Annotated in this window: 20 protein-coding genes and 3 tRNA genes; 7 read left to right on the top strand and 16 right to left on the bottom strand. The window is 71.1% G+C overall.

Annotation, left to right across the window (positions count from 1 at the left end; translation table 11 throughout):
- Positions 1-64 precede the first annotated feature (64 nt).
- The 4 genes from B7K23_RS04925 to B7K23_RS04910 all read right to left on the bottom strand — a co-directional run bounded on the left by B7K23_RS04925 (position 65) and on the right by B7K23_RS04910 (position 3,529).
- Positions 65-622 (bottom strand): LemA family protein, encoded by a 558-nt coding sequence (locus B7K23_RS04925; RefSeq protein WP_084125264.1) that lies wholly within the window; start codon positions 620-622, stop codon positions 65-67.
- A gap of 68 nt (positions 623-690) precedes the next feature.
- Positions 691-1,725 (bottom strand): hypothetical protein, encoded by a 1,035-nt coding sequence (locus tag B7K23_RS04920; RefSeq protein WP_084125263.1) that lies wholly within the window; start codon positions 1,723-1,725, stop codon positions 691-693.
- A 156-nt stretch (positions 1,726-1,881) separates the two neighbouring features.
- Positions 1,882-2,448, bottom strand: coding sequence for an orotate phosphoribosyltransferase (gene pyrE, locus B7K23_RS04915; RefSeq protein ID WP_084125262.1), 567 nt, complete (start codon positions 2,446-2,448; stop codon positions 1,882-1,884).
- A gap of 319 nt (positions 2,449-2,767) precedes the next feature.
- On the bottom strand, positions 2,768-3,529 hold the full coding sequence (locus B7K23_RS04910) for an SDR family oxidoreductase (RefSeq protein WP_084125261.1): 762 nt from the start codon (positions 3,527-3,529) through the stop codon (positions 2,768-2,770).
- Between the two features lie 60 nt (positions 3,530-3,589).
- Here B7K23_RS04910 and B7K23_RS04905 point away from each other — a divergent pair, with 60 nt between their 5' ends.
- On the top strand, positions 3,590-4,375 hold the full coding sequence (locus tag B7K23_RS04905) for an exodeoxyribonuclease III (RefSeq protein WP_084125260.1): 786 nt from the start codon (positions 3,590-3,592) through the stop codon (positions 4,373-4,375).
- A gap of 136 nt (positions 4,376-4,511) precedes the next feature.
- Here B7K23_RS04905 and B7K23_RS04900 read toward each other — a convergent pair whose 3' ends face one another.
- Entirely contained in the window at positions 4,512-5,051 is a 540-nt protein-coding gene (locus B7K23_RS04900; protein WP_084125259.1) for a hypothetical protein, read from the bottom strand.
- A gap of 149 nt (positions 5,052-5,200) precedes the next feature.
- Here B7K23_RS04900 and B7K23_RS04895 point away from each other — a divergent pair, with 149 nt between their 5' ends.
- From B7K23_RS04895 to B7K23_RS04880, 4 genes are all read left to right on the top strand, one after another.
- Positions 5,201-5,839, top strand: coding sequence for a response regulator transcription factor (locus B7K23_RS04895; protein WP_084125258.1), 639 nt, complete (start codon positions 5,201-5,203; stop codon positions 5,837-5,839).
- A complete protein-coding gene (locus B7K23_RS04890) occupies positions 5,836-7,041 on the top strand; it encodes an ATP-binding protein (protein ID WP_084125257.1) in 1,206 nt (401 codons plus the stop codon). Before B7K23_RS04895 ends, B7K23_RS04890 begins: the two co-directional genes overlap by 4 nt.
- A complete protein-coding gene (locus B7K23_RS04885; protein WP_143338090.1) occupies positions 7,038-8,090 on the top strand; it encodes a hypothetical protein in 1,053 nt (350 codons plus the stop codon). Before B7K23_RS04890 ends, B7K23_RS04885 begins: the two co-directional genes overlap by 4 nt.
- Positions 8,091-8,274: 184 nt before the next feature.
- Positions 8,275-9,921, top strand: a complete 1,647-nt coding sequence (locus B7K23_RS04880) for a hypothetical protein (protein ID WP_084125255.1) — start codon at positions 8,275-8,277, stop codon at positions 9,919-9,921.
- 48 nt (positions 9,922-9,969) lie between these two features.
- Here the strand turns inward: B7K23_RS04880 and B7K23_RS04875 are convergent.
- Positions 9,970-10,042: transfer RNA gene (locus B7K23_RS04875), tRNA-Arg, on the bottom strand.
- A gap of 154 nt (positions 10,043-10,196) precedes the next feature.
- Between B7K23_RS04875 and B7K23_RS04870 the strand changes: the two genes are divergently transcribed.
- Positions 10,197-10,814: a TetR family transcriptional regulator C-terminal domain-containing protein gene (locus B7K23_RS04870; protein ID WP_084125254.1), complete on the top strand. Its 618-nt coding sequence runs from the start codon at positions 10,197-10,199 to the stop codon at positions 10,812-10,814.
- A gap of 94 nt (positions 10,815-10,908) precedes the next feature.
- On the opposite strand, the gene B7K23_RS04865 is transcribed toward B7K23_RS04870, so the two are convergent.
- The 7 genes from B7K23_RS04865 to B7K23_RS04835 all read right to left on the bottom strand — a co-directional run bounded on the left by B7K23_RS04865 (position 10,909) and on the right by B7K23_RS04835 (position 17,827).
- A tRNA-Ser gene (locus B7K23_RS04865) sits at positions 10,909-10,995 on the bottom strand.
- A gap of 69 nt (positions 10,996-11,064) precedes the next feature.
- Positions 11,065-11,152: transfer RNA gene (locus B7K23_RS04860), tRNA-Ser, on the bottom strand.
- Positions 11,143-11,607, bottom strand: a complete 465-nt coding sequence (locus B7K23_RS04855) for a PIN domain-containing protein (RefSeq protein ID WP_084125253.1) — start codon at positions 11,605-11,607, stop codon at positions 11,143-11,145. The genes B7K23_RS04860 and B7K23_RS04855 overlap by 10 nt, the downstream gene beginning before the upstream one ends.
- A gap of 91 nt (positions 11,608-11,698) precedes the next feature.
- Positions 11,699-12,301, bottom strand: coding sequence for an ATP/GTP-binding protein (locus B7K23_RS04850; protein WP_084125252.1), 603 nt, complete (start codon positions 12,299-12,301; stop codon positions 11,699-11,701).
- Positions 12,282-12,674: a DUF742 domain-containing protein gene (locus tag B7K23_RS04845; protein ID WP_062205562.1), complete on the bottom strand. Its 393-nt coding sequence runs from the start codon at positions 12,672-12,674 to the stop codon at positions 12,282-12,284. The genes B7K23_RS04850 and B7K23_RS04845 overlap by 20 nt, the downstream gene beginning before the upstream one ends.
- Before the next feature lie 19 nt (positions 12,675-12,693).
- Positions 12,694-13,125: a roadblock/LC7 domain-containing protein gene (locus B7K23_RS04840; RefSeq protein WP_375730882.1), complete on the bottom strand. Its 432-nt coding sequence runs from the start codon at positions 13,123-13,125 to the stop codon at positions 12,694-12,696.
- A 61-nt stretch (positions 13,126-13,186) separates the two neighbouring features.
- Positions 13,187-17,827 (bottom strand): ATP-binding protein, encoded by a 4,641-nt coding sequence (locus tag B7K23_RS04835; RefSeq protein ID WP_084125250.1) that lies wholly within the window; start codon positions 17,825-17,827, stop codon positions 13,187-13,189.
- 177 nt (positions 17,828-18,004) lie between these two features.
- Between B7K23_RS04835 and B7K23_RS04830 the strand changes: the two genes are divergently transcribed.
- Positions 18,005-18,967, top strand: coding sequence for an NAD(P)H-quinone oxidoreductase (locus B7K23_RS04830; RefSeq protein WP_084125249.1), 963 nt, complete (start codon positions 18,005-18,007; stop codon positions 18,965-18,967).
- 83 nt (positions 18,968-19,050) lie between these two features.
- On the opposite strand, the gene B7K23_RS04825 is transcribed toward B7K23_RS04830, so the two are convergent.
- From B7K23_RS04825 to serS, 3 genes are all read right to left on the bottom strand, one after another.
- On the bottom strand, positions 19,051-20,289 hold the full coding sequence (locus B7K23_RS04825) for an AGE family epimerase/isomerase (protein ID WP_084125248.1): 1,239 nt from the start codon (positions 20,287-20,289) through the stop codon (positions 19,051-19,053).
- Between the two features lie 142 nt (positions 20,290-20,431).
- Positions 20,432-21,292 carry an HAD family hydrolase gene (locus B7K23_RS04820; RefSeq protein WP_084125247.1) on the bottom strand — a complete coding sequence of 287 codons (861 nt, stop codon included), beginning with the start codon at positions 21,290-21,292 and terminating at the stop codon, positions 20,432-20,434.
- A gap of 187 nt (positions 21,293-21,479) precedes the next feature.
- Complete coding sequence (gene serS, locus B7K23_RS04815; RefSeq protein WP_084125246.1) at positions 21,480-22,751, bottom strand: serine--tRNA ligase; 1,272 nt, start codon at positions 22,749-22,751, stop codon at positions 21,480-21,482.
- Positions 22,752-22,772: the final 21 nt, after the last annotated feature.

Raw genomic sequence — 22,772 nt, 5'->3', positions numbered from 1 at the left:
GGTCCCCCACGCAGCTTCATGGGACCGCTCGGGTGTTCATGCATGCCCGCGTCGGCTCCCGCCCCTAGAACTGGACGCCGGGAACCTGCCGCGCGGCCTCGACGGTCTCGAAGTACTCCTCGCGCGTGAAGCCGAACATCCCCGCGATGAGGTTGGTCGGGAACGTCTCGATCTTGGTGTTGAGCGACCGCACGTTGGCGTTGTAGAAGCGGCGACCGGCGGCGACGCGGTCCTCGGTGTTGGTCAGCTCCTCCTGCAGCTGCAGGAAGTTCTGGTTCGCCTTGAGGTCCGGGTAGGCCTCCGCGACCGCGAAGAGGCGACCGAGCGCCTGCGTCAGTACGTTCTCCTGCTGCGCCTGCTGCGCGGGGCTGGAACCGGGAGCCGCGGCGACAGCGCGGGCCTGGGTGACCTCCTCGAGCGTCGAGCGCTCGTGGGTGGCGTAGCCCTTGACGGTCTCGACGAGGTTCGGGATGAGGTCGTGCCTGCGCTGGAGCTCGACGTCGATCTGACGCCAGGACTCCTGCACCAGGTTCCTCAGCTTGACGAGCCCGTTGTACTGGGCGATCGCCCAGATCGCGACGATGGCGATGATCGCGATGATGACGTATGCGATGACGTCCATGGTTCCCCTCCGTGGGTGTGCTGTCGTGATGGTGATGGTCGGTGGTGGCCTCCGCCGGGTGCGCTGGGTCAGCGCCGCCAGGGGATGCCGAAGATGTCGAACTCCGAGTCGCCGCCGGGCAGGCCCTTCCAGCCCTCGCCCCTGGCAGCGGGACCGGGCTCGATGCCCGTCCACTGCCCCGAGGTCAGCGCGCCTGGCGTGGTCGCCCAGTCGGGCGCGGTGGGCGGGACGGGCCGGTGCTCGCCGCGGCCCAGGCCCGCCTCGAGGTGCTCGCGCACCACGTGAGCGGGGATCCGGCGCGCGACCGAGGTCAGCAGCGACAAGCGTCGCGCGAGGTCCTCCACGCCGCGGCGTCCCGGCGACCACATCATGAGCGCGCCGCCGTCGATCCGCAGCGCGACGCCCGTGGCGTCGGACTGCACGAGCCGGTCGATCATGCGCGGGTCCAGCAGCGAGTGGGCGTATCGAGGGTCGTGGGAGACCACACGCCAGCGCTGGTTGAACGCGTGCGACTCGACGTCGACGTCCGAGCCGCCGAAGAGCTTGGCCGCCCGCGAGCCGATGCCCTCGGGGACCAGGTCGATGCGAGGGAGGTCCACAGGCAGCTCCACGAGCGTCACCTGGAACGCCTCGACCCTTGAGCCGCGCGAGCTGCCCGACACGAGCGCCGAGCCCAGCCCCGCATCGTCGAACAGTGCAAGGCCGAGCGTGCCGCCCGAGGCCTGCGTGCGACGGCGGTCGATCTCATACACATGCGTGTACGTCGCACAGCGGGCGCCCGCGAAGGTGCCGCGAAGCACGTCCTCCTGGCGGCGGCGCGTGCCGGAGTCGAAAGGTGTGCCGGAGAAGCGGCCCGAGTAGGCGGTGGTGCGGCCTTCGAACTGCCAGCCGTGCGACGCGGCGAACTCCGTCAGCTCCTTGCGGTGGGCCAGGCGGCGCCAGAACTGGAATCCGGCCCAGCCAGCGGCCGCGAGACCGCCGAGGATCCCCACGGTCACGAGGGCGCTTGCTCCCACGCCCCAGCCGACCGCGAGCAGCGCGACGGCCACCGCGGCGACCATGGCCGCCGCGGAGCTCAGCCGGGAGCCCAGGTTGAAGATCATGCCGTCACCCTAGCCAGAGGCGGGCGACAGGTCATCGTTACGGGGGATGATCCGCGTCACACCCAGCACACACCAGGGACGATGCGCATCGTCCCCGGGAAGGATCGGGCGTGACGGCACTCCGTCCCCAGGGTGAGGCCCGGCCGTCAGCGTGGCTCAGGCGAGACCGAGGTCCTCGAGGCCGTACAGGTACAGGTACGGGAGGCCCTCGGCCTCGATCTTCTCGCGAGCGCCGGTGTTGCGGTCGACGATCACGGCGACGGCCACGACGTCCGCTCCGGCCTCGCGCAGCGCCTCGACCGCGGTGAGGACGGACCCTCCGGTCGTGGAGGTGTCCTCGACGGCGACGACCTTCTTGCCGGCGACGTCCGGACCCTCGACGCGGCGCTGCAGTCCGTGCGCCTTGGACTCCTTGCGCACCACGAACGAGTCGAGGTCGAGGCCTCGCGAAGCCGCGGCGTGCATGAGGGCGGTCGCGACCGGGTCGGCGCCGAGCGTGAGGCCGCCCGTCGCGTCGACGTCGGCGGGACCGAAGCCGGCCTCCTCGAGCGCATCGAGCATCAGGTGGCCGACGAGCGGCGCGGCGCGGTGGTGGAGCGTGATGCGACGCAGGTCGACGTAGTAGTCGGCCTCCTTGCCGGAGGCGAGGGTGACGCGACCCCGCACCACGGCGAGGTCGGAGATGAGGTCGCGGAGCTGCTCGCGAGGCGTACCGGAGGTCATGCGCCAAGCCTACCGACGCATCGTCCTGCACCCCGGCCGAGCGGGGCGCCGGCTCGGCCGCGCGGCACGGGGGCGCCCGGTACAGGAATGTCCACTGGCGCGCAGCGGGGGTCCGGAAACGACCATGAGTGTCCACTGGGGCGCAGCCCGCCCAATGGTGTCTCCTAGTGGACGCTCAATGTCGCTAGGAGGCCTCCGCCGTCTCCCAGTGGACGTTTCTGTACCGCGAGGCGAGCGAGCAGGGCACGGAGGGACACAGTCGACCCGCCCGGGCACCTCCCACTCGGAGCGAGGCGCGGCGCCGTACAGGAAGAACGGGTCAGGCCTCGCCCGTCCTGCGGCGGCGGGTGAAGCGCGCCGGGAGCAGCCGCAGGCCGGCCCCCGCGACGCCGTAGAGGACGGACGGCGTCACCACGGTCTGCCCGCGCCGCACCGCCGCGAGGGCGCTCGTCACGACCTGCTCGGGCTCGAGCCACAGCATTCCGGGGAAGTCGCTGCGCATGTGCACGAGCTCCTCGGAGTCGTGGAACGACGTCTCGACAAGGCCGGGCAGCACGACCGTCGCGGTGACGGGGGTGTCCGCGAGCTGGCCCGCGAGCGCCTGGGTGAACTCCACGACCCACCTCTTGTGGGACGCGTACGTCGAGTCGCCCAGGTGCGCCGCGATCGACGCGACATTGAGGATGGCCCCGTGTCCCCGGGCGATCATGCCCGGCAGCGCGGCGTGGCTGAGCCGCATGGGCGCCGTGACGAGGACGTCGAGCATCCGCTTCTCGTCCTCCCACGTGCTGTCGAGGAAGCCCTTGCCGAGCCCGAAGCCGGCGTTGTTGACGAGCAGGCTGATCGGATCGTCGGGGTCCGCGACGCGCGCGGCGACGAGCTCGAGCCCCTCGGGATCCGTGAGATCGGCAGCGAGGATCTCGGCCCGCTGTCCCGTCGCGGACGCGATGACGTCCGCGATCTCGCTGAGGCGATCGCGCGAGCGCGCCACCAGCACCACGTCGTGGCCCGCGGTGGCGAGCTGCCACGCGAACTCCTCACCCAGGCCCGCGGAGGCCCCCGTCACCAGTGCCGTCGCCATGGCTCCAGGCTACTGGGACCTCGCGCGCCCGACCGCCGCCCGGCGGGTACCGTTGAGGCCATGCGCCTCGCCACCTGGAACGTGAACTCCGTCCGCGCCCGCGAGGAGCGGATCCTCGACTGGCTCCGCCGCTCCGAGACCGATGTGCTCGCGATGCAGGAGATCAAGTGCAAGCCCGAGCAGTTCCCGCTCGCAGGCTTCGAAGACCTCGGCTACGAGGTCGCGATCCACGGGCTCAACCAGTGGAACGGCGTCGCGATCGCCTCGCGCGTGGGCCTGGACGATGTGCAGGTCGCCTTCCCCGATCAGCCCGCCTTCGGCAAGCCGGGCCAGGAGCCCGTGGTCGAGGCCCGCGCGATCGGCGCGGTCGCCGGAGGCGTGCGCGTGTGGAGCCTGTACGTGCCGAACGGGCGCGGCCTGAACGACCCGCACTACACCTACAAGCTGGACTTCCTTGCGAAGCTGCGGGACGCATCGTCCGCGTGGAAGGACGAGCCGACCGCCCTGGTCGGCGACTTCAACGTCGCGCCGCTGCCCACCGACATCTGGTCGGAGGAGGACTCCGAGGCGGAGACGCACGTGACCCCCGAGGCGCGCGCGGCCTTCGCGGAGCTCGCGGACCACGGGTACGAGGAGCTGTCGCGGCGCTTCCTGCCCGCCGAGGGCACGTACACCTTCTGGGACTACAAGCAGCTGCGCTTCCCCAAGGGCGAGGGCATGCGGATCGACTTCATCTACGCCTCGGAGCCGCTCGCGGCGCGCGCCACGGACGTCACGATCGTGCGCGACGAGCGCAAGGGCAAGGGCGCCTCGGACCACGTGCCGGTGGTCCTGGACATCGACTGAGCCCTGGACATCGACTGAGTCGGGTCACCGCGTCGAGCGGTGAAGTCAGGAAGATGATTCGCGTGGCAGCGAGGGGCCGCTGCGTCAGATCCCTTTGGCAGGCTGCTGAGTCAGAACGACCCGGCTAGCGGCGGGATCAATGCGCGGCGCGCGCGCCGATGGCGCGCTGCACGGCGGGGTCGCCGAGGGCGGACAGCCACTCGAGCAGGCTCGCGGGAGTCGCCGGGTTGGCGGCGACCACGGGACGAAGCCGCGGCTCGGCGTAGGCGATCTCGGCGAGGTCCTCGGCGGTAGCCGCGGGGTCCGCGGCTCGCGTGTGACCGACGCGGAGCACGTCATCGACAGCATCGTCGACCGGCTCCGACAGATTCCCTTGGGCGCTCATGGTGGGGTCCTGGCTGCGATCGTGTGCGGCCCCCACCGCCACGGCATCGTGAATCAGGACCCCGATGACCATGAGCGGCACCAAGGGCAGCACCCACAGCAACGGCGGGTAGGACGCGTTCTCGATCGTAGCCAGAGCGGCCGCGGCCCCGACGAACACCACAGCGCCGATGGCAAACGCGCGGCGAGATGTCAGGGTCAGTTCTACTCTTGGCAGACGCGAGGACGCGACGATCCCGGCAAACAGAACCCCCGTGATGACAAGAACGAATTCCTCCGCTGACCAGTGCATCACTTCTCCTTGCTGGGACCAGACCCGCTTCTCAACGAGCCTGGTATGAGAGTGCCACCGGGGCCCGAGCGCCGAAAGCCCCCACTTATGGGGGCACCAGAACGGGGGGCCAGTAGAGTGGGCGCACAGACTCTGACGGGGGGTGGGCGATGCCGGTGCGGACAATCGCGCTGGTCGAGGACCACGCGCTGATCGCCTTCGGCTTCCGCGACCTCATCGCGTCGACCGAGGACCTGACGCTCGCGGGATCCGTCGAGACCGTCGCGGAGCTCGCGGGCCTCGAGGGACCGCTCGATCTCGTGGTCCTCGACCTGCGCCTCGCGGACGCCTCGCTCCCCGCCGACAACGTCGCCGCGATCCATGAGCGCGGCGCGCACGCCCTCATCTACACGGGCGCCGACGATCGCCGCCTCATCCAGTCCGCCGCACGCTCGGGCGCGCTCGGGCTGATCCGCAAGTCGGCCGCACCGGACGTCCTGCTGGACGCGATCCGCACGGCCGCGGAGGGACGTGAGGTGTTCAGCACCGACTGGGCCGCCGCGATCGACGCGGACGCCGCCCTGACCGACGCGAAGCTGTCGCAGCGCGAGCAGGAGATCCTCGGGCTGTACGCCTCAGGCGAGACGGCGACGTCCGTCGCGATCCGCACCGGGCTGTCACGCGACACCGTCGCCGACTACGTGAGCAGGATCCGCAAGAAGTACGCGGAGGCCGGGCGGCCGGCCCACTCGCGCGTCGACCTGTACAAGCGGGCGATCGAGGACGGATACCTCGGGACGTCGGAGTGACCGCCGCCGACGAGGCCGTGCACGAGGCTCCCGTCCCCACGACGCCGGGTCCGGCCGCGGAGCGGATGCTGCGCAACATCTACCTGTCCTGCGGCATCGGCGGCCTCGTGTTCGCCGCACTGCTGCTGCCGCGCGCGGTCGGTCAGATGGAGAGCCTCAGGAACGTCTACGGGATCACGCTGATCGTCGTCGGGCTCGCGGCTCCGATCAGCCTTGCGGCCCTCGCGCGCTGGGCGCCGATCAGGACGATGCGCCTCGTCGCCGGAGCCACCGTCATCGTCTTCGCGGTGCTGCACGTGCTGTTCCCGGTGTTCCTCGTGGACGGGTACTACTCGCTCGACGGCGCTCCCTGGGTCCAGGGCATCAACGCCCTCCACGCCGTCATCGCGACGGTGGTGTGGCAGAACCGGTGGGTGTGGCTCTACGGGCTCGCGCAGGCCCCGGTCGTCATGGTCACCCAGATGGCGTCGCGTCCCGACTCGACGCTGCTCGCGTTCCAGGACGCGATCGGCGGCACGCTCTACGCGCTGATCCTCATGGGCATGTCCCTCGCGGTCGTGAGAACCGCCGCGCAGGTCGACGCCACCGCGGGACGGGCACGCGCCGAGGCCGCAGCGCAGGCGCGCGCGACCGCTCAGGAGCGCGAGGAGAACCGCATCAACGCGATCGTCCACGACGACGTGATGTCCGTCCTGTACGCCGCCACGGCGCCGTCTCCCACCGCCGGGCTCCAGGACCGCGCCGCCGAGGCGCTCGACGAGATCCAGGTGCTCGCGGACGATGTCTCCCCCGCGCGCGACTATCGGCCCGAGGAGCTCGTGGCGATGCTGCGCTCGACCGCGCTCGAGCACTCGCATGATGTCAGGTTCGACGGCTCGTGGACCGGCGAGGAGCGCATCCCCTCCGACGTCGCCGTCGCGATCTCCGAGGCGCTCGGGGAGTCGCTGCGCAACAGCCTGCGGCACGCGGGCCCCTCCGAGCAGGTCACGCGCAAGGTGCGCGTCGAGGCGGACTCCGACGGCGTGGACGTCGTGTGCGACGACGATGGCGCGGGCTTCGACGACAGGCGGGTGTCCGCACGCCGGCTCGGCATCCGCGTGAGCATCATCGACCGCATGTGCACCCTTGACGGCGGCGGCGCCGACGTATCGAGCGCGCCGGGCGAGGGCACGATCGTCACCCTCACGTGGAGACGACCGTGAAAGAGGTGGGCGCGAGGATCGCGCTCGACGCGGCAAGCCTCCTGAGGCTGGACTCGACCAAGGCCCAGCTGCTGCTCGCGCTGTTCGGCATCACCAACATGGTGTTCGTGGTGGTGACGGCGCAGACCGTGCGCAACCCGTGGATCTCGCTGGTCGCGGTCCTCCTCGTGATGGTCGCCGCGTCTCTGCTGATCCAGCCCGGCCCCGACCCGTTCCCCCGGCGGGAGAGCTGGTTCGTCGTGGGCGTGGTCCTGCTGTCGACCGTCATGGTGTCGTGGAACCTGCCGGTGGACGGCGACCTCGGTCGGGCGACGTGGCATCAGGGAGCGAACGCGTGGCTGCTGTTCTTCCTGTCGATCCGCCGCCGCAGCGGCCTCGCCTGGCTGGGCTTCGGGCTCATGGCGGTCGCGACGGCCGTGTGGGGCGTCTCGACGGGACGCGGGGCTTTCTCCGCGCTCATGATGCTCCAGAGCCACGCCGCCACCCTGGTGGTCGCCGCGCTGTTCGGCAGCGGGCTTCACCGCGCCGCGCGGGAGATCAACGCGTTCGCTGAGCTCACGGAGCAGGCCGCCGAGGCCTCCGCGGCGACTCAGGCCCGCCGCGAGATCCGCCGCCGCCGCGCGACCGAGGTCCGAGAGATCGCGACCAGGCCCCTCGAGCGCATCGTCGCGGGCGAGACCTTCGACGAGTCCGACCGGCGCGAGATCGCGGCGACCGAGGCGGCGCTGCGCGATCTGGTGCGCGCCCGCGGGCTCACCGCACCCGCGATCGTCACCGCCGCGAGCGCGGCGCGACGGCGCGGAGTCGACGTCACCCTGCTCGACGACAGGGCCACCACCATCTCGGACGGCGACGTCATGACGCGCCTGTCCCACGAGGTCGCGGAGTTCATCGACGGAGCCCAGGAGGGCATGGTCACGGTGAGGCTGCTGCCCGAGGGGCGCCACGCTCTCGTGACGGGCGTCGCCCAGGCCGGCGACAGCATCGTCCGTCTCGAGCTGGACGATGCGGCACGGCCCGTGGTGCTCGACGCACCCCAGGGAGCGTGACACCCCTCGGGGACGATGCGGTGGCGGCCGGGCGCCTTGACATGTCACGGACCCCGGTCGATCCTGCTGGCAGGTGCTGAGCAGGCGGGCGCGCTGACACGGCGATCACCCCGAGGGGTCGGCACCGACTAGAGGCCAGACTTCGACGCGTCTTCCCTGCGCGTCGGCAAGGGGGGTGGCGGCGATGACGCCAGCCGCACGATCACTACGTCCGCTCATCCTGATCCGAGGATTCGGGGGCACCGACCTCAGCGACGATCAGGCGAGCCCGTATCAGGGCTTCAACGAGGGCACCGCCTATCCGGGCCGCAAGGGCGACAACTACATCTACGAGGGCTTCGTGCTGCGCGCGCTCAAGTCTCCGTCGCACCCGTACCGGGATGCGACCAACGTGGCCGGCTACTACGCGCGCGCCCAGGTGTCACCTCCGGACCTCGGCGACCTCGACGCGATCTCGACGAGCGGGACGGTGGTCCTCGACCCGGCCGTCGAACGGCGCGTGCTCGCCGGAGGCACGGCGGGCACCATCTGGGTCTACCGCTACTACGACCTCAGCCCACGGACGCTTGAGGTCTACGGAGCGGGCCTCAAGCGCCTCGTGGACCTGATCGAGGCCTCGGCCGCGCGGCGCGGCGAGGACTTCCGTGGGGTCGACATCGTCGCGCACAGCATGGGTGGGCTGGTCGCGCGCGAAGGCGTCATCGCGATGGGCGAGGAGGCGCGCGACCGCGTGCACCGCATCGTGACCCTCGGCACCCCGCACCGCGGGATCGCCTTCCAGCAGGCGCCCGACTGGCTGCTCAAGGCACTTCCCAAGGTCAAGGACGCAGGCCACGAGCTCGAGGCGTTCGACCCCGACTCGGTGCGGTTCCGCGAGTGGCGCACGGCGTTCGACCCCTCGCGCGTCCTCACGGTAGTCGGCACGGACTTCCGGTCGTACAACGTGGGGATCGCGAGTGCGCTCAACCGGGTGGCCAGCCTGCTCGACGAGGGCACGCTCGCCTACAACCGCAGCGACGGCCTGGTGAAGCACGCCTCGGCTCAGCTCCCGGGCTCGCCCCGCACGTTCGTGCACAAGTGCCACGGTGGGCGCGACTCTCTCGTGACCTCGAGGGAGGCGTACGAGATCGCGATGCGCTTCCTCCACGGCTCGCATCGCGTCTCGCTGCTGCTCGACCGCGCGAACATCAAGCGGGGCAAGGACTGGTTCGGTCGGAGCGAGTTCTTCTTCGGCGTCTCGATCAGGCCGCGCAACGTGGACTTCGACCTGTTCCACCAGAGCGTCGAGGCGCAGAACTGCTACGGCCCGTTCCGCAAGGTGGACCTCTCCGACGGCGGCGACGAGACCCTCGAGGATGCCCTGTTCGAGCCACTCGCGGCGTTCGGCGACGGCACCAACACCTGGGCGGGCGACGGCAGGCTCATCTGGGAGGGCTGGATCGACACGCGCGCGGCTCCCGCCGACGGGACCGGCATGGTGTTCCGGCTCGACGTCTACGTGAGCGAGCGCGACAGCTACGGACTCGGCTTCTCGGACAACGTGGTGTTCCACAAGCAGTATCTGGTGCAGGTGTTCCCAGGCAGCCCGCCGGGGATCTTCGTCCACACCGGCGAGAGGCACTTCGCCAGCGGCTCCCCGTCGAGCCTGGACCAGCTCCGTGAGGAGGCGGGGGTGGAGGCCGATTGCGAGGTGCAGCGCGCGCAGCCCGTCGAGGGCGAGGACGACGCGTGGACCTTCGAGGTCGCGGGCACCGGCTTCGACGGACGCTTCCGGATCCGGATCGAGTCCGAGGACTCGGGAGACGAGTACGACGCGGTCATCCCCGCGTGACGGGATACGCGAAAGGCCGGGACTCGCGTCCCGGCCTCTCACTGTCAGCGCGCCCGGAGGGATTCGAACCCCCAACCTTCTGATCCGTAGTCAGATGCTCTATCCGTTGAGCTACGGGCGCGTGGCCCTTGCGGGCCGAGAGACAACTATACACGATTTCGACGGGCGCGAAGCACACCCGCTTGGGCGGCTCGACCCGTGCGCCGGCACCCCTCCCGCGCACCCGGCACGGCGTAGAGTCGAAGGGTCGCAACGTTGCGACGAGGAGGTGGACCGTGGAGGGCTCTCGCACCCTGGAGACCATCGTGCGCATGGAGGCGCCTCCCGATCTCGAGCCAGCGCCTCTCCTCGACGCCGTGCTGGAGGAGGCCTCCACCCACGCCATCGGGCGCGACTCGATCGCCGCCGTCGCCGCACGCGCGCGCATGCCCGAGCAGGAGATCCACGCGCTGTACCCGGACATCCGGGTGCTGCTGGTCGAGGCGCTTCGTCGGCGGGACGAGCTGGGCGCAGCGCATCTCGCGCACGGACCGCGCGACGGGCGCACGCTGCTGCTGTCGTTCCTCGAGACCGCGAGGGCGAACACCTCGACCCCAGGGGCGGTGGAGCTGTTCGCCACGCTGTCCGCCGCCGCGACCTCCGCCGATCATCCCGGCCACGAGTACTTCCGCACCCGTTACTCCGCGCTGCGTCGGCTGCTCGTGGATGCGCTCAGGGAGCTCGAGGAGGAGGGTGAGCTCGCGACGAACGCGGACCCCGAGGGGATCGCCACGCAGGCCATCGCGCTGCTCGACGGCCTGCAGGTGCAGTGGCTGCTCGACCGCGGCGCGCTCGACATGCCCTCGCTCGTGAGGAGCTTCCTCAACGCTTGGCTGGTTCACCCGCTGCGCTGACCGCGGCGCCCCGAGAGCACGGGAATGTGGGGCGCGGGCCGGGCCCGGAGAAGCCGAAGGCCCCCGGACCGAGGACGGTCGGGGGCCAGATCGGCGGAGACGGTGGGATTCGAACCCACGGATAGGTTGCCCCATCACATCCTTAGCAGGGATGCACCTTCGGCCACTCGGTCACGTCTCCTCGGCACCAAGGCCGGGGACCAGGGTACCGGTCGCGAGACCCGCCGAGCAACGCGGCGGATCACGAGAGCGGAGAGTGTGGGATTCGAACCCACGGAGACGGGTTACGCCTCAACGGTTTTCAAGACCGTCACCTTCGGCCGCTCGGTCAACTCTCCTTCGTCGGCGGCGCGGCCGTGGCGGCCGCGGCACCGGGGCCATTCTGCCAGCCTTCGGGAAGGCCAGGGCTCACCACCGTGAGGCCGTAGAGCGCCGCCACCCGCGCCAGCTCGGCGTCGTACGTCGCGATCGTGTCGATCGCGGGATGCGCGGCAGCAGCGCCCAGATGGAGCGCGGCGAAGGGCTTGAGCACCGCCGCAGCGTGCGTCGAGACCGTCACGTTCTGGTCGGAGAACCGGATGAGAGGCATCCGCGAGCGGATCACCTCGACCACCTCGAACGCCTTCGCCTTCTCCTCGCGCGGGTACAGCTCGGCGGCCTGCCGAAGCTCCGTCAGGCCGAGCTGCGTGGTCGCGACCTGCTGGATCCGGGGCACCACCCACCGGTTCCACTCCTCGAAGTACCGCACCCCAGGCAGGAAGCGGCACAGCGCGGTGCCGTCGACGTAGATCACGCCTCAAGGCTAGCGCTCGTGGAAGCGGCGACGCCGCGCCCTCCGCCCAAGGCGGTGGCGCGGCGTCCTCGCATCGTGCGTGCTGCCCGGCTCAGGCGCCCTTGAGGCGCTTCATCGCGAGCTGGACGACGGCGATCAGGGCCTGCTTGGTGGCGGCCTTCTCGCGCGCGTCCGTGTACATGATCGGGGTGTCCTGGCCGATGCCGAGTGCCTCGCGGACGTCCTCGAGCTGGTGCCGGGCGACTCCGTCGAAGCAGTTGACGCACACGACGAAGGGGATGCCCTTGCCCTCGAAGTAGTCGACGGCGGGGAAGCACTGGTCCAGGCGCTCGGTGTCGACGAGGACGACGGCGCCGATCGCGCCGCGGACCAGGTCGTCCCACATGAACAGGAAGCGGTCCTGACCCGGGGTGCCGAACAGGTAGAGCCACAGGGCCCCCGGCAGCGCGATGCGGCCGAAGTCCATGGCGACGGTCGTGGTGGTCTTGCGGTCGCTGACGCCGCCGGCGTCGTCGACACCGATCGACTTCTCCGTCATCGCCGCCTCGGTGTTGAGGGGGTCGATGTCCGAGATCGAGCCGATGAACGTGGTCTTGCCGACGGCGAAGCCGCCGGCGATCACGATCTTGACGACGGTGGGAGCCACGTGTGGGGCCGCCATCGTGCCGGCCACGTCAGAGGGCTGCGATGCCATCGAGGACACTCTCCAAGAGACTCAGGGAAAGGCCGCCTTGCTCGTCGTGCGTCGAGGCGTCGTCGGCCGTTCCACCGGTGTGGATCTTCAGGTGGTTTTCTTGCGCAAGGTCCGTCACGAGCACACGGACCACACCCAGGGGGAGACGGGTGTGGGCAGAGAGCTCCGCCACGGACTGGTACTGACCTGTAGCGAGCTGCAGGATCGTCTTCTTCTCCGGGGTGAGCCCCCTGAGAGCCTGGGGCGTGGAGAGCGACTCGACGAGCGCCTCCATCGGCAGGTCCTTGCCGGCGGCCTTCACGCGCCCGCCGGTGACCGCGTAGGGGCGGACGGCGTAGGTCTCCTCGTCGAGAGGCTCGTGTGCGTCGCTCATGACTTCCTCCTTGACGCTCCTAGGCGCGGAGCTGCCCGTCGATCGGAAGGTTCTGCCGCATCTCGGTGATGAGCTGCGGGGTGAGGGCGTTCTCGGTACGGGTGACGAGCAGCGTCATCTCGTAGCCGACGAGGCCCACGTCGCACGTCGAGTCGGCGGCGACCGCGAGGACCGAGCCGTTCGAGACCGACATGAGGAACAGGAAAAGCTCGTCCATCTCGATGATCGACTGGCGCACCTCGCCCGCCTGGAGCTGGCGTGCGGCGCCTCGCGTCAGCGATGCCATGCCGGACACGACGGCGGCGAGCGTGTCACCACCCGTGCGGTCCAGGTTCTTCGACATCGCCATGAGCAGGCCATCGGCGCTCACGACGAGGGTGTGGCGCGTTCCGGGCACCGTCTGGACGAAGTTGTCCAGCAGCCATCCGAAGTTGGTGGCCTCGGGACTCAGTTCGGTCACTGCTCCTCCTTGGGGGTGATGCTCCACGGGCGGAGCGTAGGTGTGGTCGGAATCATGCCTGATCCTGACTGTTCGCCTGGGACTGACGCTCGTACTCGGCGACGTCGGAACGCGCCCGCTGGGTCCCCGAGTAGAAGCTCGAGAAGCGCTGGCGGACCGCGTCGGCGTCGCGCGGGGCCTCCGTGATCTTGACCTCGGCCTCGAGCGGCTTGGGCTCCTCGACGGGCTTGGTGCGCTCGCGCTTGGTGAGGCCGGCCTTGGTCTTCTGGACCTTCGGACGCTCGGTGGCGAAAGAGGCGAACTCCGAGAAGACCGCGGACGCGACGTCGGACTGGTCGCCCTGGTCCGAGTCGGGCTCCGGATTGATCTGGAAGGACGGGCTGTATCCGGCGGAGGGCTCGGCGTGCTCGAGCGCCGACGCGCCTGCCTGCTCCCAGCCGACCGGGTTCGCCAGCTGATCGGGCGAGTACGGCTCGGACTCGCTCTCTCGGCGACCTTGGTCGACCGCGGCGAGCTCCTCGTGCCAGCCACCCCCAGCCGTCTCGGCGGGCATGAAGCTCTCACCCGGCGCGGGCATGAAGCTCGTGGGCGCCGACGGGGCCTGCGCGGGAGCCGACGGGGCGCTCGGGGGCGCCGCGGGAGCGCTCGCGGCCCGTGCGGACTCGGCGGTCGGCGCCGAGGGAGCGCTCATCGGCGCGACGAACGAGCTGGTGGGCATGCCCTCAGCGGCCCGGCTCGTGGGCGCGGGGCTCGGCGCGGTGGGGGCCGGAGTCGGCGACGCGGGCGGGAACGCACCCGGCGCGAACGCGGCGGCCTGCCCCTCGGTCTCCTGCGCCGACGCGGACTGAACGTCGGCCGCCGGTTCCTGCGCAGGAAGCGGTGTGAAGGCCGCGGGAGCGGCAGCCGGGGTCGGCACGAACGGCTCGGCTGTGCCGGCGTCGGCCGCCTCGCCGTGCGGGCTCGCGGGGGCCTTGCGACCGCGGCCGAACAGCCTGTTGAAGAAGCCGCCGCGCTCGGTCTCCGCGGTGGACTCGTCGCCGATGAGGTCGTCGAAGCCGACGGCCGGGGACACCACGGGGGCGACGACAGCCGGGGGAGCCACGGGGGAAGGCGCGGACACGACCGGCTCGGGCTGCGGCGCGACCGGCGCTGCCGGGACGTGATCCACCACCGGCTCCGGCTGAGCCTGCTGCACGGGCGCGGGCACGGCGGGCGGGGGCGTCGGCTCGGGATCAGGGGCGAACAGCGAGCGACGCTGGGCCTCCTGGGCGGCCTCGGCGCTCGGGGCTTGGGGCGCAACCTCGGCGCTCGGGGCCTGAGGCGCCGCGAAGACGGCGCGCTGCGAGGGCGACGGCGGAGCGGGCATCGCCGGCGCCTCCGGGGCCTGCTGCTCCCAGTAGGGCTGCGGAGCGACTGCGGTCTGCTCGGGCGCCACGGGCTCCTCGACGAGGGAGACGGACTCGACACCCTTGAGCGGCTCGTCGTCCTCGAGCAGCGGGATCACGAAACCGCTGGTGTCCGCCGGGGCCTCCGAGTCCTGGCCCTGCGGGTCGCCGAAGCCGTGCTGGATCAGCGGCGACTGACCGGTGGTCTCGGCGGAGGCGGGAGCCGCGGGGGTCTCGCCGCGTCCATCGGCGCGAGCGATACCGGCGGCGAAGGCCGCGGCGATGCCCGCGGTCGGGCCGATGCCGGGGGTCTCGGCAGGCATCTGCGCGGAGCGGGCGGTCGGCGCGGTCGGCGCGATGGGCTCGAGGCCGGCGCCGGCCTGGCTGCCTCCGGGGAAGAAGGCGTCGACGGTCGAGGCCGCGGACGGGGGCACCTCTCCCGCGCGGCGCGAGCGGAATCCGCGGAACATCGCGGCGCGCTGCTCGGCGCTCTGCGGCGCGACCTCGGAGGCGGACACCTTGGGGGTGAAGTCCGCTCCAGCCTCGCCCTCGAGAGCGGACAGCTGCTCGGCGGTGGCCCGCTGGGGCAGACCGATGACGTTCGTGCCGCCAGGCTCCGGGGCGCTCGGAGAGGCGGGCTCCGCGGCGCGGCGACGGCGCGCGGGCAGGCCCGCCGCGGTCGCGCCTTCGACCAGGCTCGAGGAGTCGACCGCGGTGCCCTCAGGGGCAGCCTCGGCATCCTCGCGGATGAGACCCTCGACAGCCGACGCCGGCTGGGGCGCAGGCTCGGACGGGCTCGAAGCGTCGCTCGTCGCCGTCACCGTTCCGCGCGTCGGGAGTCCGCCGCGAGAGGGGAGCTCGCCGCCACGACCGGCGAGCGGCGCGCCCTCCTGGACGGTGGCGGGCGCGTACGCGTCGACCGAGGCCGGCGCGGTGCGCGCCATGCCCGCGGCCTCGGCGGGACCGGTGAGAGGGTTCTCGATGACCTCGTCGGCCACCATCGCGGAGGGGCGGGTCAGCGCCGGCTGCTCCTGCAGGCGGTCGTCGAACAGCGAGACGGGCAGCGCGACGGAGACCGTGGTCCCCTCACCCTCGGTGGACGTGATCTCCACCGCGGCGCCGATGCGGCGCGCGATGCGACCGACCACGAACAGGCCCAGTCGCTGGGCACCGAGGATCTCGGAGGCCTGGTGGGACGAGACTCGCGAGTTGGCGCTGTGCAGCTCCTCGGGGTTCATGCCGATGCCGGTGTCCGCCACCTCGACGACGTAGCCGCTCTCGGTCGCCATCGTACGGACGGCGACCATAGAGCCAGGGTCGGAGAAGACAGTCGCATTCTCGAGCAGCTCCGCGAACAGGTGCGCGGTGGTGAGGGCCGAGTGACCGACCATCTGCGGGTCGGCGTCAAGCTGCAGATCGATGCGCTCGTACAGCTCGATCTCCGACGACGCCGTACGGATCACGTCGGACAGCGGCATCGGTCGGCGCAGGCGTCGACCGGTGTCGATGCCTGCGAGGACCAGCAGGGACTCGGAGTTACGACGCATCCGGGTCGCCAGGTGGTCGAGCGCGAAGAGCTTGGTCAGCGTGTCCGGGTCGTCCTCGGAGCGCTCCATCTCGTCGATCGAGGCGAGCTGACGGTTGAGGAGCACCTGGTCGCGACGAGCGACGTTGACGAACATCTCGGAGATCGAGCCACGCAGCGCTGCCTGCTCGGCCGCGATGGACAGCGTCGCCGCGTTGACGCCGTTGAACGCCTCCGCCAGACGACCGACCTCGTCCTCGGACTCCACCGGGATCTGGACCTCGGACAGGTCCACGGACTCACCAGGCATCGCGACCCGCTCCACGAGGCGCGGGAGCTCCTGGCGGACCGCGGTCGCCGTCGTGGTCAGTCGACGCAGCGGGTTGACGATACGACGGGCGATCGCGTTGGCGACGATCACCGCGATAAGGAACGCGGCGACAACCGCGCCGCTGACCGCGAGCAGCTGGGCCGAGAGTGACGTCACGTCGCTGTCGGCTCGGGAGAGGATCTGGTTCCACACGTCGTCGGTGAGCGGCGAGTAACGCCCGATCTCGGCGTCCACCGCATCGACCCACGGCTCGTCGCGAGCGGCGATGAGCGCGGAGTCCTCGCCGCTGAGCAGCGAGGTCTGGATGGCGGTGTACGTCGTGTCGACACCGTCGAGCGCGATCGAGGCGAACTCGGGCACGGTGTCGAGGCTGCCGACGATCTCGGATGCGGCCTGGGCGTCGTCGAGGGACAGGTCGGCGCGCACGGAGAGCTCGCGGAGCTGGCCCTCGCCGTCGTCGCCGAACGCGCCGGCGAGGATGAGTCGCTGGACGACGATCTTCTCGTACTCGAGCGACTCGGTGAGCGCGCTGAGGCGACCGAACGCGTTGATGCGCGAGTTCAGGTCGGCGTCCGCGGCCGCCGCCGACGCGGAGGTCGCTGCCTGGAGGTTCAGGGTGATGAGCTGCGAGTAGTACTCGAGGGTCGTCGACGAGTTCGCGGAGCCGAGCGCCGCGGCCTGGCGCATGGTCGCGAGCTCCTCAAGGAGCTCTTTTCCTTCGGCGGTACGGGCGAGGACGGCGGCATTCTCGTCGGTGTCGTCGATCTGCTGGGCGGATGCGGTGAGGGTCTCGATCGCGCGCTCGGTCGGCGTCCACGTGGCGAGCATGCCCTCGAGGAACGGCACCGGCTCGGTGAAGAGCCTGCGGGCTGCGAGGCCTTCGGCGTCAAGGTCGGCCGCGAGCGCCTCGAGCTGCGCGGAGGTCCCGGTCGCGGAAGCAGCGTCGCTGATCGCGAGGCGCTCCACCGCGGCGGAGACGTCGGCGTAGTCGAGGCGCACCTGGGTGGCCTCGTCGCTCGCAGGGAAGGACAGGCCCTCCTCGGTCGTCTCGATGCCGACCGCGCGCAGGGAGGGCACGAGGTCGTCGCCGCTGCCGACGACGGCGGCGAGCTGGGACGTGACGACATCAGCGGCGTCGGAGTCCTCCGCGCCCGCGAGCGTGTCGATGACGTCGGCGTAGGCCTGATTGGTGGCCCTCACGGCGGTGGACTGCTCGTCGCGTCCCACCTGGATGGCGTCGAGGAAGGAGACGGTGTAGTAGCGCTCGTCGGTGAAGGCCTCACCGAGGTCGCGAGCGTCGTCGAGGGCGGAGACGACGGTCTGCGCGTTGCGGGCGGAGCTGAGATCGACCCAGGAGAATCCGACGACGCCGATACCGGTGAGCAGCAGCACGAGCAGCGGCACAGCCACCGTCAGCAGCATCTTGCTGCGGATACCCAATCTCTGGAGCATCGAATCTTCTCCCTCTATCCCACGGGTCGTCACCCATGGGCGTCAGCCTCGCGCACCCGGTATGCGCCGGCACTCCCTGTTATCGGCCCGGTCCCCGAGAACATGAATGCGTGTGGCCTGACTCACCTTGAGACGCTATACCGTCGTCACTATGACGGGACAGGGCCGGAGAGTGTGATGAATGTCACCCGCTGCGCTGCGGCCGGAGGGCCAGAGGTGCTCAGGCAAGCCACCGTTCCGGACCCTTCGTCGCGACCCGGAGAGGTCATCATCGGCGTTGAAGCATCCGGTGTCAATCGTGCGGACGTGCTTCAGCGCAAGGGCCACTACCCCTCGCCGCCGGGCGCACCCGAGTGGCCCGGCCTGGAGGTCGCGGGCACGGTCTCGGCAGTCGGCGAGGGAGTGACCGCACGACGCGTAGGCGACCGCGTCTGCGCGCTCCTTCCCGGCGGTGGCTACGCGGAGAAGGTCGCGGTCCACGAGTCGCTCACCCTCCCGGTCCCGGCGGGACTGTCGATGAGCGAGGCCGCGGCCCTCGTCGAGGCGGCGTGCACCGCGCTGTCGAACCTGCGCGAAGCCACCGCGCAGGCGGGCGAGACCCTGCTCGTGCATGGCGGGCTCGGCGGCGTGGGATCGATCGCGGTGCAGCTCGGCGCGGCGCTGGGCATGCGCGTCCTGGCGACCGCCGGCGGCCGCGACCGCGCGGACCGCTGCGTCGAGCTCGGGGCGGAGGCGGCGTTCGACTATCGCACCGAGGACTGGGCGACCGAGGTCGCGGCGCGAGGCGGCGCCGATGTGATCCTGGACGTCGTCGGGGCGGCCTACCTCGAACCGAACCTGCGCGCGCTCGCGACTGATGGACGGCTCGTCGTGATCGGCATGCAGAAGGGTTCGCGCGGCGAGCTCGATCTCGGGATGCTGCTGGCGAAGCGGGCACGGGTGATCGGCACGACCCTGCGCGCGCGGCCGCTCGAAGAGCGCGCGGCGATCGTCGCGGACGTCGAGCGCACGGTGTGGCCGCTCGTGCCGGACCGCGTGCGACCGCTCGTGCACGCGACGTTCCCGCTGGCCGACGCTGCGGCGGCGCACACGATGCTCGAGGCCGGCGGGGTCACCGGCTCACTCGTGCTGACCACGTAGCCTCGCGACCCGACGCGACCCGGCACCCGCATCGTCCGCGTGCCGCGCGCGTCCGCCCGTGGCGCCCGCGAAGGGCGGTACGGCTACGCGCGGTCGAGATTCCCCGCAGCGAGCGAGGCCGCGAGCGCGGGCGAGGCGGGCAGGCGCGGCAGGAGCGTGGCCTGGAGCGCGTGATAGAGGTCGGGCTTGCCGGCCCAGACCGTCGCCGACGGCTCGTTCGCCGTCGACAGCTCGTGATGCCACGAGCCCTGGTCCACGTCGATGAGGTGCTCGCCGATGAAGTCCCACCACTGCTGGTACTGCTCGGTGTACTCCGCAGCCTTGGTGGCGCGCCAGAGCACGGCGGCGGCGCCCACGGCCTCGGCGACGACCCAGTGCATGCGCTCGCGCACGACGGGGGCGCCCTCCCAGTCGGTCGTGTAGACGAAGCCCGAGTGCCCGTCGACGTGCCACCCGTCGCGCACCGCCGCGGCGTAGAGCTCGCGCGCGGCCGGGACCATCCAGTCGGGGGCCGCGCGCCCGGTCTGCTGGAGGGACGAGGCGCACTGCACGATCAGCCGCGACCACTCGAGCGCATGACCGACCGTGGCTCCGTAGGGGCGGAACGGGTGCGCGGGCTCGTCCTCGTTGTAGTCGAGCAGCGGGTTCCAGTCGCGGTCGAAGTGCTCGGGCAGCCGCCACCCGTTCGCGCGGCCGAAGCCGTCGATCACTCGGGTCGTGATGCGGGCGGCGCGGTCGAGCAGCTCGCGGTCGCCGAGCACGTCGGAGGCAGCGAGGTAGGCCTCGACGGTGTGCATGTTGGCGTTGACCCCGCGGTAGTCCTCCTCGTCGGACCAATCGCGCGAGAACGACTCGCGGCTCATGCCCGCCTCGTCATCCCAGAAGCGCTCGGTGTGGACCGCGACGGCGGCCTCGAGCAGCCCCATCGCGCCGGGCCTGCCGATCGCGGCGGCCGAGGCAGCGGCGAGGATGACGAAGGCATGGCCGTAGGCCTCCTTCGCCGTGTTCGTGGGGCCGTCCGCGCCGATCGCGGCGAACCACCCGCCGTGCTCCTCGTCGCGCAGGCGCCCCAGCAGAGCGTCGACGCCGTGGTCGACGTACGCGGTGCAGCCGGGCCTGCCCAGCAGTGCCCCGAGCGCGTACACGTGGGTCATGCGGCACGTGATCCACAGCTCGACGTCGCGGTCGGGATCGATCGCGCCCGACGCATCGAGGTAGCCGAACCCGCCCCTCGCGTCGCGGCTCTCGCGGCCGAAGTGGAGCAGCCGGTCGGTCTCGCTCTCGAGCCAGCGGCGGTGAGCGTCGGAGGTCAGCCACGTCATGCGGCCAGACTAGCCACGCACCAGGGGCTACGTCACGAGAAGTCGCCCGACCCGATCACCCCCGACAGTCTGAACCAATCTCAGGGCCGACACGCGAGCGCGTCGGGGGACGATGCGGGGGCCGGGTGAGGCCGGCATCCGATCAGAGGACCGCGAGCCGCTCCGGGTCGATCAGGGGCTCGAGCACCTCGAGCACGCCGTCCTCGTCGACCGAGCCGACGACCTGGTCGGCGACCGCGCACACCGCCTCGGGGGCGTTGCCCATCGCGGCCGAAGTGCCCGCCCACTTGAGCATGTCGATGTCGTTGTTGCCGTCTCCCACCGCGACCGTGTGGTCCGGGTACACGCCCAGCTGGCGACGCAGCGCCTCGAGCGCCGAGGCCTTGGTGACGTTGGGCGGCGTGAGGTCGAGCCACGCGGAGTAGCCGACGGCGTACGTCACGTCGTTGAGGCCGATGCGGTGGACCAGGTCGTCGAAGTGGCTCACGTCCGCGTCGGGCTTGCGGATGACGACACGGGTCACCTCCTGCGACGCGAGCTCCTCGAACGAGTCGACGACGATCTGGCGTCCGTCGAGCTCGCCCATGGGGAACTCGCGGTTCACGCGGAAGCCCACGCCGAGGTCCTCGACCGCGAAGAAAGCATCGGGCATCTCCCGACGGATGAGGTCGAGCGCGGCCGTGGGATCGAAGGTCGTGGTCTCGACGATGTCGTAGCCGCCGGGGCTCTGCGGGTTGAGCTTCACGGTGACGGCGCCGTTCGCGCACACCGCCCACCCGCGACGGATCCCGAGCCGCTCGAGCACCGGCATCGTCCCGATGATGGTGCGACCGGTCGCGAGGATCACATGGCTGCGGCACATGCGGACCTTGGAGACCGCCTCGACCACGGCGTCGGAGATGTCCCCACCCCAGTGCATGAGGGTGCCGTCGATGTCGAGCCCGACCAGACGCCAGGCGTCGCGGTCGAGGGGAGGGCGCAGGGTCGCCGGGTCGCGCGTCATGCGTGGCACCCTACGCCAGCGAGGCGACGGGCCGGTGAATTCCTCCCCACCCGCCGTGCCGGGCCGGTGCGCCCTGGAATCGCACCAGGGCCGAGAATCGCGGCACAACCGGGCGCCATGCGATTCCAGGAGGCACAGACGATGCTGCACTCGCCCGGGACGGACGGACGATGCGGCGCTCGCCGGGTCAGACGACGGGCTTGAGGTACTCCTCGCCGCCCAGGTACGGGCGAAGGATCTCGGGCACGTAGACCGAGCCGTCGGCCTGCTGGTGGTTCTCGAGCAGCGCGACGAGCCAGCGCGTCGTGCCGATCGTGCCGTTGACGGTCGCGACGGGCTCGGTGCCCTTCTCGCCCTTCTCGCGGATCTTGAGACGGCGCGCCTGATACGTCGTGGTGTTCGAGGTCGAGGTGACCTCCATCCACCGCTCCTGGCTCGGCAGCCACGCCTCGCAGTCGAACTTGCGGGCGGCGCTCATGCCGAGGTCGCCGGCGGCCGTGTCGATCACGCGGTACGGGAGCTCGAGGGCCTGGAGCATGTACTCCTCGGCGGCCAGGAAGCGGGCGTGCTCCTCGGCGGCGTCCTCGGGGCGGCAGTAGGCGTACATCTCTACCTTGTGGAATTGGTGGACGCGGATGATGCCGCGGGTGTCGCGGCCTGCCGATCCGGCCTCGCGGCGGTAGCACGCGCTCCAACCCGCGTAGCGCAGGGCGCCGTCGGACAGGTCGAGGATCTCGTCCGAGTGGTAGCCCGCGAGCGCGACCTCCGACGTGCCGACCAGGTACAGGTCGTCGCGCTCGAGGTAGTAGATCTCCTCGGCGTGCTTGCCCAGGAAGCCCGTGCCGGACATCGACTCGGGACGCACCAGGGTCGGCGTGATCATCGGCGAGAAGCCGTGGTCGATCGCGGTCGCCATCGCGGCGTTGAGGATCGCGAGCTCGAGGCGCGCGCCGATGCCGGTCAGGAAGTAGAAGCGCGAGCCCGACACCTTCGCGCCGCGCTCCATGTCGATCGCCTTGAGGCCCTCGCCGATCGCGAGGTGGTCCTGCACCTCGACGCCCTCGGCCGCGAAGTCGCGCGGGGTGCCGACGTGGCGCAGCACCGCGTAGTCGTCCTCGCCGCCAGCCGGGACGCCGGGCTCGGGGATGTTGCCGAGCGACCACGCGAGCTCGACGGCCTTGGCCGAGGCGGCGTCGGCGTCGGCCTGGAGCTGCTTCACGCGAGCGGACAGCTCCTTGGTGCGCGCGAGAAGCTCCTGCTTCTCCTCGCCCTTGGCCTGGGCGACGAGCTTGCCGAGGGACTTCTGCTCGGCGCGCGCGACCTCGAACTCCTGGAGGGCGGCGCGGTTGGCCGCGTCGGCCTCGAGGACCTGGTCCACGATCGCGGGGTCGTCGCCACGGGCGATCTGCGACTGCCGGACGACGTCGGGCTCGGCACGGAGGAGCTTGAGGTCGATCATGCAGGCGAGTCTATCCGCGTG

The organism is Demequina sp. NBRC 110054 (assembly GCF_002090115.1).
Classification (GTDB): domain Bacteria; phylum Actinomycetota; class Actinomycetes; order Actinomycetales; family Demequinaceae; genus Demequina.
Note: the sequence above shows the minus strand (reverse complement) of the source record. Positions and strands in the feature narration are given on the sequence as shown.